This is a genomic window from Nitrospirota bacterium (assembly GCA_016214855.1).
Lineage (GTDB): Bacteria > Nitrospirota > Thermodesulfovibrionia > Thermodesulfovibrionales > UBA6898 > UBA6898.
Genome location: JACRMT010000010.1, coordinates 1 through 15,380, shown reverse-complemented (window position 1 = coordinate 15,380; position 15,380 = coordinate 1). Strand labels below are relative to the sequence as shown.

The following is a 15,380-nucleotide window of genomic DNA, read 5'->3' as shown; positions in this document are numbered from 1 at the left end:
TTGTACGAATGAGCAAAAAACGCTATTTTCGAAAGCCTTCGGTGAACCGAAGGTAATCCTGAGCTGAATTGGATAATTATTATGGCAAAACATCCTGAACATATTGACTGGGAAAAGAAGCTGGCCGAAAGCCTGGGCCGCTATCCGGAGAGGCGAGAGAAGTTCACCAATCATGGCGGCGAGGAAATTACCCGTCTTGCAGTGCCGGATAGTATCGATGATGCCTATCTCGAAAAAATAGGCTTTCCCGGAAGCTATCCCTATACGCGCGGAGTACAGCCCACCATGTACCGCGGACGGCTCTGGACCATGCGCCAGTATGCCGGTTTCTCGACCGCATCGGAATCGAACCGGCGTTACCGGTATCTTCTGGAGCAGGGCACGACCGGTCTTTCAATAGCATTTGATCTGCCGACCCAGATCGGGTATGACTCTGATCATCCGATGGCTGCAGGCGAGGTGGGTAAGGTCGGGGTGGCGATTGACTCATTAGCTGACATGGAACTCCTTTTTGACCAGATCCCCCTGGATAAGGTCTCAACCTCCATGACAATCAACGCACCTGCTGCCATACTCCTTGCCATGTATGCGGCTGTGGCTGAAAAGCAGGGCGTGGCGATCGGCCAGATCAAAGGAACGATCCAGAACGATATCCTGAAGGAATACGTAGCCCGCGGCACGTATATCTTTCCGCCCAAGCCGAGTCTGCGGCTGATCACCGATATTTTCAAATGGTGCACAGAACATACCCCGGACTTTAATACCATTTCGATCTCCGGCTATCATATCCGGGAGGCCGGGTCCACCGCAGTCCAGGAGGTGGCGTTCACCCTGGCCAATGGCATAACCTATGTGCAGGCCGCACTTGATGCCGGGCTTGAGCTCGATAATTTTGCACCCAGACTTTCGTTCTTCTTCAATGCATCCTCTGATCTTCTCGAAGAGGTTTCAAAATTCCGTGCTGCCAGAAGGCTCTGGGCACGTATCATGAAGGATCGTTTTCATGCAAAGAAGCCTGCAAGTCTGATGCTGCGCTTCCATACGCAGACTGCAGGTTACACACTTACTGCCCAGCAGATAGACAATAATATCGTCAGAGTCGCCATTCAGGCCCTGTCCGCGGTCCTTGGCGGCACTCAGTCCCTGCATACCAATTCACGGGATGAAGCGCTGTCCCTGCCTACTGAGGATTCCGTACGCACGGCACTTCGTACGCAGCAGGTGATAGCCCATGAATCAGGAGTGGCTAATACCGTCGATCCGCTGGCAGGATCTTATTTCATTGAAGAGCTCACTGACCGCATAGAGGCAGAGGCCTCTGAGCTCATTGCGAAGATCGAAAAGGCCGGCGGTGTGGTGGCTGCGATCGAAGATGGTTTTATCCAACGCCAGATCGAGAACAGCGCCTATGATTACCAGCAGGAGATCGAAAAAGGCGAGCGCATAATCGTCGGGGTCAACGAGTTTCGGATCGATGAGAATACAAAGCCTCCTCTGCTGCGTGTTGATCCTGAGGTAGAGAATGCCCAGGTCCAGTGCCTGAAGGAACTGCGTCAAAGGCGTGACAATAAAAAGGTCGAGGAAGCGCTTGCGGATCTGTCGGCATGCGCCAGGAGTTCATCGAACCTGATGCCCGGGATACTTGCGGCAGTCAAAACATATGCTACACTGGGTGAGATCTGCCAGGTACTGCGCGGAGTGTTCGGTGAGTACAGAGGATGATCCGTTCCGCGGCTGAGGAGGCCGGTATAATGAAGAAAACCATGTTGGAGAGATTGATACCATGATAGAGAAAATTGATCATCTGGGGATCGCGGTAAGGTCCATTGATGCGTCGCGCAAATTTTACGAAGAAGTGCTGGGGCTTGTCTGTGAAAAGGAAGAGGTGGTGGCCTCGCAAAAGGTGCGGACCGCTTTTTTTACGGTAGGCGATATCCATATCGAGCTGCTGGAGCCTACTTCTGATGACAGCCCTATTGCCGGATTTCTGGAAAAAAAGGGCGAGGGCTTCCATCATATTGCGTATCATACCGATGATATCGACGGTCAGCTGGGAACCGCCCGGGAGCATGGATGCAGATTGATCAATGAGACTCCGGTAGCGGGCGCCGGAGGCAAGCAGGTGGCGTTTCTGCACCCGAAGAGCACATTCGGCGTGCTCACCGAGTTCTGTGAATAAGACCTATTCTGAGGGGGTGTGATCGTGCAGCAGCCAGGCCAGGATAATCTGAGAAAACTTGAATCCATGAAAGAAGAGGCCTTTCTCGGCGGAGGGGCTAAAAGGATCGAGGCCCAGCACCGCAAGGGCAAGCTCACCGCGCGGGAGCGTATTGAGCTGCTTCTCGACGAGGGTTCATTTGAGGAATTTGATCTGCTGATGACCGGCAGGGCCGGCCAGAATACCGGCATCGGTGAGTTTCCCGGAGACGGGGTGATCACCGGCCACGGCACCATTGACGGCCGCGAGGTCTTTGTATTCAGCCAGGATTTCACCATCATGGGCGGCGCGCTCGGTGAGGCACATGCCCAGAAGATCTGCAAGGTCATGGACCATGCCGTACAGGTCGGCGCACCTATCATCGGTCTGAACGATTCGGGCGGCGCGCGTATTCAGGAGGGAGTTGAATCGCTGGCAGCGTATGGAGAAATTTTCCACCGCAATGTCCAGGCAAGCGGTGTGGTGCCTCAGATATCCTGCATCATGGGCCCCTGCGCCGGCGGTGCGGTGTACAGCCCTGCCATAACGGATTTCACCTTCATGGTCGAAAACACCTCATATATGTTTGTCACGGGCCCCAATGTGGTCAAGACCGTTACGCACCAGGACATTACGGCAGAAGAACTGGGCGGGGCCATGGTACACAGCAAAAAAAGCGGTGTGGCCCATTTCGCCTTCCCCAATGATATCCTCTGTCTGCGGGAGGTGAGACGGCTGATCAGTTATCTGCCTTCAAACAATCGTCAGCAGGCGCCGCTCCTTGATCTGAGGGACCCTGCTGAACGCACGGACCCGGCTCTGGATTATCTGGTCCCGGCCAATCCGAATCAGACCTATGACATGAAGATCCTGATCACCAGTATTCTGGACGGGGCTGAGTTTCTGGAGATCCATCCTCATTTTGCACGGAATATCATCGTGGGCTTCGGCCGTCTCGGCGGACAGACCATCGGCCTCATCGCCAACCAGCCTGCAGTGCTGGCCGGCGTCCTTGATGTCCAGGCCTCGGAAAAGGCGGCCCGCTTTGTCCGTTTCTGCGATGCCTTCAATATTCCGCTTGTCTGTCTTGAAGATGTCCCGGGATTCATGCCCGGTCCGGAACAGGAGCATGGCGGCATCATCCGCCACGGGGCAAAACTGCTCTATGCCTTTTCAGAAGCAACCGTGCCTCGTATCACGGTCATTATTCGCAAAGCATACGGCGGCGCGTACGTGGTCATGAATTCCAAACATATCGGCTGTGATATGAATCTTGCCTGGCCTGCAGCGGAGATTGCCGTGCTCGGACCCAAAGGTGCAGCGCAGATCATTTACCGCAAGGAGATCGACGAGGCTGCAGACCCGGAGGAGATGCTCGCCCGGAAGACGGATGAATACCGGCAGACATATGCCAATCCCTTCATGGCTGCCAAGAGAGGATTCATTGACGATGTCATTAATCCGCGTGATACCAGGCACCGGCTGATCCGATGTCTCCAGTTTCTGGAGAACAAGCGGACTGTCCGGCCGCAGAGGAAACATGGGAATATTCCATTGTGAGCCAAGCGTTGAGATACGTTCTGCAGAGAATACTGATATTACATTTAAGGGGTTGCCATGTTTGAAAAGATCCTTATAGCCAATCGCGGTGAGATCGCTATCCGAATAATCCGGACCTGCAGAAAGCTGAAGGTAAAGACGGTTGCCGTGTATTCGGATATTGATGCACGTTCACTCCATGTCCGGGAGGCTGACGAGGCGGTGCATATCGGTCCGTCGCCTTCACCTTCCTCCTATCTTGTGCATGACAAAATTATCAAGGCTGCGCTCACCCAGGGCTGCCAGGCCATTCATCCGGGATATGGGTTCCTTTCGGAGAATTCGGAATTTGCCGCAGCCGTGGTCAGGGCCGGGTTGACCTATGTAGGGCCCTCATCTGAGGTGATCGCTGCACTGGGAGATAAAATTTCCGCCAAGAATATTGCGATGAAAGCAGGGGTGCCCGTGGTGCTCGGTCACAACCTTCCTATTGTTGACCTTGAAGAGATCAAGGCGATCGCTGCCGAGATCGGGTATCCGATCCTGCTCAAGCCGGCTGCAGGAGGCGGCGGCCGGGGTATGCGCATGGTTGCCACGCCTTCTGAGCTTGAATCCGCCCTCCAGTCTGCGCAGGAAGAGACCCGCAAGGCCTTTGGCGACAACAGGATCTTTCTGGAACGATTTGTGAGCAGTCCCCGCCATATCGAGATCCAGATCATTGCTGACCAGCATGGGAAAGTCGTCTCTCTCGGAGAACGGGAATGCTCTATCCAGCGGCGCTACCAGAAGGTGATCGAAGAGTCTCCCTCCCTGGCGGTTGATGCAGCCCTCAGGTCCCGCATGGGTGAAATGGCCTGTGCCCTTGCCCGGGAGGCAGGGTACTCCAATGCCGGGACCGTGGAATTCATCATGGATAGTCACAGGAACTTTTTCTTCATGGAGATGAATACAAGGCTGCAGGTGGAGCATCCGGTCACCGAGATGGTCACTTCCCTTGACCTGGTCGAACTGCAACTGAGGGTAGCATCTGGCGAAGCGCTGCCGATTTCGCAGGAGGATGTCTCGATCAAGGGCTGGTCCATAGAGACCAGGATCTGCGCTGAGGATTCCGGACGTAATTTTCTGCCGTCCACCGGACTGATCACCCGGTATTCTAATCTCAAGGGCAGGAATATCAGGCTTGACAGCGGTGTCGAGGCCGGCAGTTTCGTAAGCGTATATTACGACTCGCTTCTCTCCAAGGTGATCAGCTGGGGTGAGACGCGGGAAGAAGCCCGAACTACGCTGATCAATGCCCTGAATCGATACCACGTCGAGGGCGTGACCACCAACCTGAACTTTGCAAACTCCATTCTCAACCACCCTGCCTTTATCAGGGGGGACCTTTCAACCGGGTTCATTGATGAATATTTTGAGGAGGGCGAGGCCAAAATTGACCCGCCGGCAGGGCAGCTTGAGGCTATGGTCATTGCCTCGACCATCGTTTATCACAACCGCAGGAATCTGGTCCGTGAATCGTTAAAACCGATGGCGGCAAAGGTCGGACTTTCTCACAAGCCGGATCAGCGGCACTATTATGTCGTCAAAGGCAATAAGGATATCTTTGAAGTTGAATTGCATGAAGGGCTCACATCCGCAGACTGGAGTTTCAGGATAAACGGCGCAGAATATACTGTCGTTGCACCTTTTTTTGAGTTTTACCGGCGAAGGTTGAAACTGAAGATAAACGGCGTAGATCAATACTTCAGACTTCAGTACCGGCAGAACTTCATATGGGCCGCTTATTGCGGCAACTCCCGTATTTTTGAAATATACACGCTCAAGGAGTGGGAGCTGGCCCAGTACATGCCGAAGGAGAAAAAAAGCGTCCACGAAAATGTGCTCCTCTCACCGCTTCCCGGTATGGTAGTCGGTATCCTGGTAAAGAAAGGCGATCGTGTGTACCGCGGCCAGGACCTTGTGGTGATCGAATCCATGAAAATGGAAAGCGGTGTTTCCTCACCCTGCGACGGGGTTGTGGAGCATGTGGCAGCTGCTATCGGCAAAGCTGTAGAGACCGATGAGGTCCTTATTACGTTTACGATCTGATCGATCTGTCAATTTACTATAAGCCACGGCAGTCCGGGGTGAGAGGATAGAACCCGAAGTCTGCTTCTCACTCCGGTGCAATTATGGCATCCTCACCGGCTGTTTCCCTGCACAGCCCTGAGATCAATCGTTGTACGTCCGTTCAAAGACCGAGAAGTAGATCTTCCCCTCGCGCTCAAAGAGATTGACCTCTATCGAATCCCGTGAAAAGATATGCTGCACGGGTCCCAGGAGATATCCGACGGTCTTGCCGTTATGACTTACCCCGAGTACCGGCATATGCTTGTAATACCTGCCTCTGTCCATGAAATGCATGGCGTCAGCCGGGGTCCCCTGCAGGGTCGATATCTGTGCTGAATAGGGTACGACCTCAACAGTGCTTTCAGGATGTTTGAGCAGTATAACCCGGTTGAGGCCCGCCGGACCAGAGCTGTATTCATAAAGCGTATACGTTGTTTTTGGAACGGTGTCAATACTGCCCACGCCGTACGTTGTTACGGTCTGGGCGCAGCCTGCAAGCATGAGTGACAACAGAAGAAATAGAACCGAATACTTTTTCATATCATCCTCCGATCAGGAACGATTTGCGAAACCGCCTATTCAAATCCTCTCTGGACTCTGCGTATGCGCCGGGCAAGCTCCCGGATCGCATCAGACATTGTGTAACCCTTACCAATCAGTTCACGTATGAACTGTGCCTTGGAAAGTTCATTGACGACCTTTTCCGTGGATGCGTCACTTACGCAGACATTCTCGCCGATCTGAAGCTGCTGGGTTATACAGCCCTCGATCTGTTCAGGAGTGAATCTGCCTGCCAGTTCCCGGATCTCTGTCATATCCATGATCACAGTTTATCACACTCTCCGGAGATGACAAGATACCGCTCATCCGCCTACCAGCTCCCGCCTCCGCCTCCGCCAAAACCGCCGCCTGAAGAGCCTCCGCCAAAACTCCCTCCGCCTCCTGCCCCACTTCCCCGCGGCGCAGAATACATGGCCGATGACAGGTTTGACATGGCTGAATTCATGGAGTGATTGAAGCTGATCGGATCGAATGCTCGTATGCCGCCAGGCGAGACGTACCAGTCCGGCGGTTCCTGATAGATGCCCTCAAACGCCCTGGCCCAGTTGTCAGCCACATCGAGGGCCAGCGCATACGGAAAGAACTTCGAAAAAAGGTTCTGGTCTTTCATCCGGTCAAGCTGGTCCTTTTCTGCCCTGTTCATGAACTCCTGAAAGCCCAGGATCTGCATGTATACAGCAGACCCTTCCCGCGTCTTTGCGGGCATGAATTTGGCAAAGCCGAGCACGGATAGCCCTGTCAGGACCCCTGCAGATATTGTTCTGACCTCCCCGGCAGCATCTCCGAAAAGCGTGGTGAGTCCAAAGGCGATGCCGAAACCCAGTGCTGCGGCTATAACACTGTATGTGACCCGCACGTGCTCCGGGTTCGTATTAAAGTAATTCTTTTTCACAAGCTCCTTGTAGAGAGAACTTTTCAGGGAAGGGATGTTCTTGTAAAAGGTGTTCTTCAGCTCTGAGATCATTTTGCCCGGCATGACGCCGAAAATATCCAGCATAACCTGTTTCTCGAACAGGGTGAGCAATGCATCCGCATCTTTTACCTTTTTCAGATAGTAGTCTTTTTTGTCGAATATGAGACCTTCCTCTATCGTTTCCTCGATCTTTATGTACCCTTTCACAGCCAGCCCGATAATGGTTGCTGTTATGTCGCGGGGATCGAGCTTTTCATCGACCATGGTGCCGACCTCTGCAGGTGTGAGCGGTATCTTGAAATACTCGGGCGGGCCGTACATAACCGTAATGGATTCTCTTACGCGCGGGTCCCTGCCTGTCTGCATCCAGATGAACAGCATGAAGACGAAAGAGAGAACCGGCAGGATGAATACCCAGTTCTGTTTCAGGTTCATAAGCCAGATAAATTTTCTGAAAGAGGAGGGAGGTGAAACAATGCCCTTGTCCCAGCCGTATGCTATGGTGAGTCCCTCTCCTGCCTGAAGCGGACCATCCGTGATGAATTCAATAACATTATCTCCGGGAATGCTCCTGCATGCGGAATCACGGGAACCTTTTCTGCCCGTGTAGCACGATGCCCAGTGTTCCTTTGTTCTTCCCCCTGCGAGCGATACCATGCAGCGGGACCTTGTAATAGCGGCGTTCCATTCGTTTCCGGTCACATTCCAATAAAGCTCGTCATGATCGTCAAAGAAGAGGACGGCATTTTCAACGCTGTAAGTGATCTCGTATTTCCGTATGCCGGTGACATACTTCTTTGCATCGCCGATCCGGACCCTGATCGTATTTCCCTGCCTGATCAGACGGTATGAAATATCCGAGCCGCTTCCGTCCGTGACCGAAAGGATATCGATCGGCGTCTTCATGGTCCCGCCGGTGCTGTCTGTGTAGATGTAGGGAATATCCCGGTAGATGCCGTGGCGCGGACTGTGAAACTCTGCGGTAAGGGTCTCCCTGACCATAAAGGAGGAGTCTTCCTTTATGGCGATGAAGACGTCAAAATCATTGATGGTGAAGTCCTGCGCAGAAGAGGCAGAAGAAAGAAAGAGGCCCAGACAGAGAACAAGACAGAAAAAGAGAAGGGGAAGACTACCCGGCCTCTTCACCTATACCTCAGGAAAAACTTACTTTTGTCGGTTTTCTCTCTATTGCTGCCTCTTCCAGTTCGAAGAACTCGGACTTCTCAAACTTGAACTGGCCGGCGATGATATTGGACGGGAAGGTCTCGGTCATGATGTTATAGTCCCGGACCACAGCGTTGAAATAGCGGCGGGAATATTCAATATTGTCCTCAAGCTCCTTTAACTGCTGCTGAAGCTGCAAGAAGTTTGTGTTTGCCTGAAGCTGAGGATAGGCCTCAACAACGGCAAAAAGGCTCTTCAGGGTTTCGGTGAACATGTTCTCCGATTTTGCCTTGTCACCCGGGGATGTTGCCTTCATGGCTGCTGAACGCGCCAGAGCTACATTTTCGAAGACCGCTCTTTCATGACCGGCGTAACCCTTGACCGTTTCGACAAGATTCGGCACAAGATCATAGCGCTTCTTCAGGTTTACATCGATATCAGACCAGGAAGACTTCACGGTTGTCCTGAGACGTACAAGCCTGTTGTAGATGACGATCACGGCAACGACGATCAGCACGGCAATACCAAGGAACAGCATTAATAATAATCCAGCAATCGCGACCATAGTCCCTCCGGAAAGGTGATTTTATTAGACTATAGCAGAAGTTTTATGGTGTTACCAACAAAAAAATAATTTGCATTCCCGGAACATGTCGGCATGAGAATATGGCCTGTACCGTAATATCTTTCCCTCGATCACTTCCTGCGCAGATCTGCAGGTCTTGCCTCATGCAGACCCGGATCGCAGCAGCCTGATTTCTGCGGCTTTTTCATGGTATTATTCTCTTATTCCATGCCCGATCATACGAAAAGAACTCTACGAAAGCGATCACAGAAGGCGGGACTTCCGCCCGGCTCGCTCGTTCATATCGGCAGACAGCGTGCCGAGAAGGCAAAGATAACAGTCATTGATTACGATGAAGCGCAGTTTATCGAGCAGAGTTTTGACGCCATAGAGGCCTGCTTTGCTTTCAGGGACAAACCGACCGTTACCTGGATCAATATTGACGGCATTCACCAGGCAGAGATCATCGAGAAGATCGGTGCATGTTATAATCTTCACCCCCTGGTACTTGAGGACATTCAGAACTCCGAGCAGCGTCCCAAGATCGAGAGCTACACGGATTACCTTTACATTGTTCTGAAGATGCTCTATTTCGATGAAGCGGCAAACGCGGTTTCGACAGAACAGGTCAGCCTTATCATAGGCCAAAATTATGTCATTTCGTTCCAGGAGGGTCTTGAGGGCGATGTCTTTGGTCATCTGCGCGAGCGGCTCAGAAATGAGAAGGGACGGGCGCGCAAGTTCGGCGCTGATTATCTTGCGTACTCGCTCATCGATGCTATTGTAGATAACTATTTCTCCATCCTTGAGAAACTGGGTGAAAAGATAGAACTGCTTGAGGAAAGACTTGTTTCGAATCCGACAACGACTACGCTGCATGATATTCATTACCTGAAGCGCGAGATGATCTATCTCAGAAAAGCGGTCTGGCCATTGCGTGAGGTGATAAGTATTTTCAGCCGGACCGATTCTGATATCGTGCAGGAATCGACACGGCTTTATCTGCGGGATGTCTATGATCACACCATACAGGTGATCGACACGGTCGAGTCATACCGCGACATGGTTTCCGGCATGCTTGATATCTACCTTTCGAGCGTATCCAACAGGCTGAATGCCGTGATGAAGGTACTGACGATCATCGCCACGATCTTTATGCCGCTCACCTTTATAGCAGGTGTGTACGGCATGAATTTCAAACATATGCCGGAGCTTGAATGGCCCTACGGGTATTACATGATCTGGGGTATCATGATCGCGATTGCCGTCTGGATGCTGATCTTTTTCAGGAAGAAGAAGTGGCTGTAGGGATATGCGAAGATACATGATTAAGAAGTTCATAAGTATGAAGACATTCAATTATTAAATCCCTCCTATCCTCCCTTTGCTAAAGGGAGGTATCAAGCCCCTCTTTGGCAAAGAGGGGTGAGGGGAGATTTTTTGTGAGTGATAAGAACCTATGCACTTATAGTAATGCCTCAATAAGTGATGGCGTTCGTAACAGTTAAAAATAAATGACCAAGGAAAATAAATGGAGCTGATAAAGACCTTTATAGATATTTTCATGCATCTGGATAAACATCTCGGTTCTTTGATCCAGGCATACGGGCTCTGGACCTATCTCGTCCTTTTCCTGATCATCTTCTGCGAAACAGGGCTTGTGATCACACCGATCCTCCCCGGTGACTCGCTGCTGTTTGCTGCCGGCGCCTTTGCAGCGCTCGGTGCCTTTGACGTGATCTGGCTTTTTGTGCTGCTTACCGTTGCTGCTATAGCCGGAGATACGGTCAATTACTGGGTCGGCAGTTATGTGGGTCCGAAGATCTTTCATAAGGAGAAGGTTCGGTTTCTGAACCGCGAATATCTGGACAGGACGCACCGGTTCTATGAAAAGCATGGAGGCAAAACGATCATTATTGCGCGGTTCATGCCGATCATCCGTACCTTTGCACCCTTCGTGGCCGGTATCGGCAGGATGACCTATCTGCATTTTATTGGCTTCAACGTTGTTGGAGGCATTGCCTGGATAGCGGCCTTTATTTTTGGCGGCTATTACTTCGGCAATATTCCTGTCGTGAAGAAGAACTTTACGCTGGTGATCATGGCGATAATCATTCTCTCGATCCTGCCCGGGGTCATCGAGTATCTCCGTCACCGTTATCGCAAGGTTTGTGAAGATGATGCTGTTTAAAAAAATAATCTGGAGGACACTATGAAGATACGATGTATGAAAAAAACAGGTTGCATCCTGACCGCAGCACTGTTGCTCAGCTTTTCTTGCCTTGCAACGGCAGAAGAAAAGAAGCCCCCGATCACCCAATACTGGATGAACGTATCAACGCAGAATATGACCATTCCGGGCATGTCATCTGAGGAGATGGGCGGACTCGAAGGCATGATGATGGGCAGGTCCGCAGGCATGGGTCCAGGGCGAAGCCTTATGCTCCAGCTCAATTCGCCCAAAGCAGTACCTGCCGCTCCTGAGGCGACCCATGACATACCTCCGGGCCAGAAGATGGGCAGCACGCTTCCGCTGATCATTCCGGAGAGGACAAAATCGGTGAAAGAGGAAGAGGGCGAGGAGACAAAATACGAAAAACCGAAGATGCGCATGCTCATGTACTGGGGATGCAGCGAGACTGTTCGGCCGGGCCAGCCAAAGGTCCTGGATACGGAGAAGATGAGCATGATCGACTTTGGCAAGGCAATGTCAGGCAAGCGAGGGTCTGCCCAGTATCCGCCATCGCAGAGAACAGGCTGGGCATATGCTGAATGGCCGAACAGGATTGACCGGAAGGAAATTCCGAAAGGAAGCTCTCTGGAAGGACAGCACTTTGTGCATGGCAATTATTCTCCTGACATCAAGTTCTCTGTTGATGAAAAACATGACTTCATGGCTCCGGTCGAGTTTTCATCAGTGAAGGGCGGACTTGCAGACAGCATTAAATTTCAGTGGAAGAAGATACCGACGGCCCTTGGTTATTTTGCCATGGCAATGGCTCATAATGAGAAGACCGGAGAGATGGTCATATGGTCATCGAGCGAACCTCAGGATCCGGGATATGGGCTGATGAACTATCTTTCCCCTGCTGATGTGAACAGGTTTATCAAGGAGAAGGCAGTGATGGGGCCTGAAGTGACGAGCTGTTCAATTCCGCAGGGAATATTTAAAGAGGCAAAGGGTGCTGCAGTGCAGTTCATCGGCTATGGTGATGAGTTAAATATAGCCTGGCCGCCAAAGCCGAAAGACCCGAAAGTCCCTCATGAGTATATATGGTCCATGAAATTGCGGAACAAATCGACCGGAATGCTGCCGCTTGGAATGGAGGGCGGCAGGGAAGAACGCCGCACAAGAGGCAGGCAGCAGGAGCAGGACGAACAGCCTGCTGATACGGAAAGAAACGATGAGAGACCGCGCAAAGGCAAGGGCGGACTTATGAGGGGTATCCTCGGTTTCTGATCCAGTCCCGGCAGTCTGGTAACGGCAGCTATGGCGTATGCAGCGTAAGTGAGATCGTTTGAGCGATAGCTAATCGAAAGACAGAAAGAGGTCCGGATTATTCCGGACCTCTTTTATGATAATACATATTCTGTAACGGATAAACTATTCCTCGATACATTTCATGCAGCGTGTGTCTGTCGGATCTACGGAAAGCCTCTGGGCCTCAATGTCTTCCTCGCACATAAAGCATTTACCGTATTCACCGGATTCGATGCGACGCAAAGCTCCTTCAATTTTCAGGAGTTGACGCTGCGGAAGCCTTGAGCCTTCCTCTGACCTTCGCTGCGCTATCATGGCACTCATGAGGGAAAGGCGGCCCATGCCGGCTTGATCCAATTCCACCGGCTTTGCCGCTTCTATCGAAGCTTTTTCAAGGTCCTGGAGTTCGGATCGAAGACTGAGCAGCTTGTGTTTGAATTGTTCAATCTCTGTTTTGTTCATTTGTCATAATATCTCTTTCGGATAGACTTGCCGCCAAAGCAAGCCAATTTGCGTATTATTTATCAATATATATTGGGAGCATAACGACATGGCTGACCCGCCGGGGCAACCAGCATTTTCATAAAACCAAACCACGTTTCATCCCGGTCGGTGTTGATGCTGGTTTTACACGTTTTTTATTATTCATTGTTTTCCAAGGCGCAATAGATATCCCACCAGACCTCAATGTTTAGTTTTGATAGCTCTGCCATCTGAGGGGGACTGATAGTTGGACCACCTCCGTACCCCCGAGGAAGCCATAAGCATGTGATATACATTTCTGCCCCCTGGGATTGGAGCTTTTTGATTTCAGTTTTCCTGTTCTTAATTCTTTCGATTATCCAATCAATATGGCGTCGAGAGTCGCGAGATTTAATAACGCCCTGAGTCCTTAAAAACCAGCCGTGAAGCTTTCTCTTTCTGCCTTTGTAATCAAGATCGCCTTTGTGGACAATTTCCGTTGGTTCGGTCTTTAGCCGTTTTGTTATTTCTTCGGGCAGGATTTCACCAGGATAGATACACAGGCTGGCATAGGTGCGTTTGCAAGATGTATATTTATCGTCGTATTTCATTTACTCATTATGTGTAATGCGGCAGTTGAGCGGCCCCGAAGGGGGTCTGGCTCGAACTCCTGGTTCTCCCGAGCGTTAGCGAGCGGGAACCAGAAGTTCGTCCGCTCAACTGCCGCATTCTGCGCTCGCGAAGCGAGCGGAGAACACAGAATTAATCGGCTTGACCGGTTGAATGTATGGTTGGGACAAGTCATCAGTGTCCAATGTCAAGGGCGTCCACCAATGTCGTCTATCTCAGCTTGTCTATGCACGTTTATTAATTCGTGAAATTCTGGCATATTCCTTAGCGGGTCGAAAAGATCATCATTAACAGCATAATGTCGTGCTTCTGCGCTTATCTTAATTGCTCGCCTCAGTAGATCAATTGCCTCAGATGGTTGATCCTCCAGAGAGAAAGCGACTGCCTGGTTGTAAAGGACGGCAACGTTCTCTGACCTAACTTCTTTGACACGGGCCAAATCAGCTCTTGCTGCAACAATATCGCCGATAGCAATATATACTGCCGCTCGCCTTGACAGAGCAAAATTATCGTTCGCTTCCGCTAATTGAATTGCAGCGGATAGATCCTTCATAGCGTTGTCGTAATTACATAGCCGTCTATGCATCTCACCTCTCCACGACAAATTAGTTGCATCCTTCTCTTTAAGTGCTACCGCTTTGTCGAAGTCGGCCAGGAGGTCTTGTCAATAGGTGTGTAAAAAGCCATCAGGCGGCCATCCTTTCAAGCACCTTCGATTCGCATTTCATAATCCCGTCGACAAACTGTTTTTCTTCGTAAACATTCTGCAATAACCCATAACCCTTCAATGCTCGGAAGCTCTTCTCTGCAACTTGCAGCAGTTTCCAGATCATGGCCGTTGCATTCTGGACTTTTTTGAACCGTCTTGCAGCATCGGTCCTCAGCCTAACCGAGCTAAAAGGAGACTCTACGACATTTGTTGTCCTGAGATGCGTCCAGTGTTCCTTGGGAAACGAGTAGAACGTCGTCATGCGCTCCCAGTCAGTTGTCAGCTTCTGCGTTGCCTTGAGATACTCTTTCTGATACCGGTTCACAAAAGCATCTCTGAGATTCGTGCACTCCTTCAGTGTCTTGGCATATGGCAGTTGCTTGAGCTGTTGGGCAGCCTCAAAGCGTATCCTCTTAGGGAAACAGTCGAGGACGTTTCTGATCTTATGGTTCCAGCACCGCTGCTCCCTGCCCGTTGGATGTAACTCTGCCAGTGCCGACCAGATTCCCAAATGACCATCAGCAATCGTCAATGTGCCAAGTCTGAGTCCTCGGGCTCTCAGATCCCTCAGCACTGCTGCCCAGGACTCTTTGCTTTCCCTGTAGCCGCTTTCGCAGGCAAGGAAGACTTTCCTTCCGTTGGTAAGGGCTCCGATGATGATCAACAGTGCTGCCTTGTCCTTCTCAAGCCCTGCCTTGACATATATCCCGTCTGCCCACTGATAGACTACTTCCATAGACGAAAGGTCCTGCTGCTTCCACTGCTCATATTCAATCTGCCATTTCGCCTTTAGCCGTTCGATGGACGAGGCCGATAGCGGCGCCCCATCTCCCAGCAATCCCCGAAGTGCAAGTTCAAAGTCTCCCTTGGACAATCCGTGAAGATACAGCTCTGGAAGCATATCCCCCAACTCTTTCGACCTGCGCTTGAAAAATGGTATCACCTTGCTTTCAAACCGCTCTTCTGTGCCTCGAACACGAGGCCGCTGCACGCTGATGGTTCCGCTCATAAGTGCAATGTTCTTTGGTTTCCCGTAGCCGTTGCGATAAC

The 15,380-nt window shown here is 51.2% G+C and carries 15 protein-coding genes; 7 read left to right on the top strand and 8 right to left on the bottom strand.

The features are described from left to right. Window positions 1-81 precede the first annotated feature (81 nt). The 4 genes from HZB62_09265 (at window position 82) to HZB62_09250 (ending at window position 5,824) form a co-directional block, all read left to right on the top strand. Window positions 82-1,722 (top strand): methylmalonyl-CoA mutase family protein, encoded by a 1,641-nt coding sequence (locus tag HZB62_09265; GenBank protein ID MBI5075332.1) that lies wholly within the window; start codon window positions 82-84, stop codon window positions 1,720-1,722. A gap of 61 nt (window positions 1,723-1,783) precedes the next feature. Then, on the top strand, window positions 1,784-2,179 hold the full coding sequence (gene mce / locus HZB62_09260; protein ID MBI5075331.1) for a methylmalonyl-CoA epimerase: 396 nt from the start codon (window positions 1,784-1,786) through the stop codon (window positions 2,177-2,179). Between the two features lie 66 nt (window positions 2,180-2,245). Continuing rightward, entirely contained in the window at window positions 2,246-3,757 is a 1,512-nt protein-coding gene (locus HZB62_09255) for an acyl-CoA carboxylase subunit beta (GenBank protein ID MBI5075330.1), read from the top strand. Window positions 3,758-3,814: 57 nt separating this feature from the next. Beyond that, window positions 3,815-5,824, top strand: coding sequence for an acetyl-CoA carboxylase biotin carboxylase subunit (locus HZB62_09250; GenBank protein MBI5075329.1), 2,010 nt, complete (start codon window positions 3,815-3,817; stop codon window positions 5,822-5,824). 123 nt (window positions 5,825-5,947) lie between these two features. On the opposite strand, the gene HZB62_09245 is transcribed toward HZB62_09250, so the two are convergent. The 4 genes from HZB62_09245 to HZB62_09230 are packed head-to-tail and all read right to left on the bottom strand — an operon-like array spanning window position 5,948 to window position 9,048. After that, a complete protein-coding gene (locus tag HZB62_09245) occupies window positions 5,948-6,385 on the bottom strand; it encodes a hypothetical protein (protein MBI5075328.1) in 438 nt (145 codons plus the stop codon). A 35-nt stretch (window positions 6,386-6,420) separates the two neighbouring features. Further along, the gene (locus tag HZB62_09240; protein ID MBI5075327.1) at window positions 6,421-6,666 is read right to left on the bottom strand and encodes a hypothetical protein; all 246 of its coding nucleotides are present in this window, start codon (window positions 6,664-6,666) and stop codon (window positions 6,421-6,423) included. 50 nt (window positions 6,667-6,716) lie between these two features. Then, window positions 6,717-8,465: a DUF2207 domain-containing protein gene (locus HZB62_09235; GenBank protein MBI5075326.1), complete on the bottom strand. Its 1,749-nt coding sequence runs from the start codon at window positions 8,463-8,465 to the stop codon at window positions 6,717-6,719. Window positions 8,466-8,472: 7 nt separating this feature from the next. Then, a complete protein-coding gene (locus tag HZB62_09230) occupies window positions 8,473-9,048 on the bottom strand; it encodes a LemA family protein (GenBank protein ID MBI5075325.1) in 576 nt (191 codons plus the stop codon). Between the two features lie 228 nt (window positions 9,049-9,276). Here HZB62_09230 and corA point away from each other — a divergent pair, with 228 nt between their 5' ends. The 3 genes from corA (at window position 9,277) to HZB62_09215 (ending at window position 12,508) form a co-directional block, all read left to right on the top strand. Continuing rightward, window positions 9,277-10,356: a magnesium/cobalt transporter CorA gene (gene corA / locus HZB62_09225; protein MBI5075324.1), complete on the top strand. Its 1,080-nt coding sequence runs from the start codon at window positions 9,277-9,279 to the stop codon at window positions 10,354-10,356. Between the two features lie 223 nt (window positions 10,357-10,579). After that, window positions 10,580-11,239 (top strand): DedA family protein, encoded by a 660-nt coding sequence (locus HZB62_09220; GenBank protein MBI5075323.1) that lies wholly within the window; start codon window positions 10,580-10,582, stop codon window positions 11,237-11,239. A gap of 36 nt (window positions 11,240-11,275) precedes the next feature. Continuing rightward, window positions 11,276-12,508, top strand: coding sequence for a hypothetical protein (locus HZB62_09215; GenBank protein MBI5075322.1), 1,233 nt, complete (start codon window positions 11,276-11,278; stop codon window positions 12,506-12,508). 144 nt (window positions 12,509-12,652) lie between these two features. On the opposite strand, the gene HZB62_09210 is transcribed toward HZB62_09215, so the two are convergent. From HZB62_09210 to HZB62_09195, 4 genes are all read right to left on the bottom strand, one after another. Continuing rightward, a complete protein-coding gene (locus HZB62_09210) occupies window positions 12,653-12,991 on the bottom strand; it encodes a TraR/DksA family transcriptional regulator (GenBank protein ID MBI5075321.1) in 339 nt (112 codons plus the stop codon). A gap of 179 nt (window positions 12,992-13,170) precedes the next feature. Beyond that, the gene (locus HZB62_09205; protein MBI5075320.1) at window positions 13,171-13,602 is read right to left on the bottom strand and encodes a DUF4279 domain-containing protein; all 432 of its coding nucleotides are present in this window, start codon (window positions 13,600-13,602) and stop codon (window positions 13,171-13,173) included. A 206-nt stretch (window positions 13,603-13,808) separates the two neighbouring features. After that, window positions 13,809-14,207, bottom strand: coding sequence for a hypothetical protein (locus tag HZB62_09200; protein MBI5075319.1), 399 nt, complete (start codon window positions 14,205-14,207; stop codon window positions 13,809-13,811). A gap of 100 nt (window positions 14,208-14,307) precedes the next feature. After that, window positions 14,308-15,380 (bottom strand): IS256 family transposase (locus HZB62_09195; GenBank protein MBI5075318.1); only part of this gene is annotated, 1,073 nt, incomplete at its 5' end.

Excerpts from the sequence above, each read along its gene's own strand:
- HZB62_09265 (MBI5075332.1), top strand. The coding sequence starts at position 82 with ATGGCAAAACATCCTGAACATATTGACTGGGAAAAGAAGCTGGCCGAA.
- mce (MBI5075331.1), top strand. The coding sequence starts at position 1,784 with ATGATAGAGAAAATTGATCATCTGGGGATCGCGGTAAGGTCCATTGAT.
- HZB62_09255 (MBI5075330.1), top strand. The coding sequence starts at position 2,246 with ATGAAAGAAGAGGCCTTTCTCGGCGGAGGGGCTAAAAGGATCGAGGCC.
- HZB62_09250 (MBI5075329.1), top strand. The coding sequence starts at position 3,815 with ATGTTTGAAAAGATCCTTATAGCCAATCGCGGTGAGATCGCTATCCGA.
- HZB62_09245 (MBI5075328.1), bottom strand. The coding sequence starts at position 6,385 with ATGAAAAAGTATTCGGTTCTATTTCTTCTGTTGTCACTCATGCTTGCA.
- HZB62_09240 (MBI5075327.1), bottom strand. The coding sequence starts at position 6,666 with ATGGATATGACAGAGATCCGGGAACTGGCAGGCAGATTCACTCCTGAA.
- HZB62_09230 (MBI5075325.1), bottom strand. The coding sequence starts at position 9,048 with ATGGTCGCGATTGCTGGATTATTATTAATGCTGTTCCTTGGTATTGCC.
- corA (MBI5075324.1), top strand. The coding sequence starts at position 9,277 with ATGCCCGATCATACGAAAAGAACTCTACGAAAGCGATCACAGAAGGCG.
- HZB62_09220 (MBI5075323.1), top strand. The coding sequence starts at position 10,580 with ATGGAGCTGATAAAGACCTTTATAGATATTTTCATGCATCTGGATAAA.
- HZB62_09215 (MBI5075322.1), top strand. The coding sequence starts at position 11,276 with ATGAAAAAAACAGGTTGCATCCTGACCGCAGCACTGTTGCTCAGCTTT.
- HZB62_09210 (MBI5075321.1), bottom strand. The coding sequence starts at position 12,991 with ATGAACAAAACAGAGATTGAACAATTCAAACACAAGCTGCTCAGTCTT.
- HZB62_09205 (MBI5075320.1), bottom strand. The coding sequence starts at position 13,602 with ATGAAATACGACGATAAATATACATCTTGCAAACGCACCTATGCCAGC.
- HZB62_09200 (MBI5075319.1), bottom strand. The coding sequence starts at position 14,207 with ATGCATAGACGGCTATGTAATTACGACAACGCTATGAAGGATCTATCC.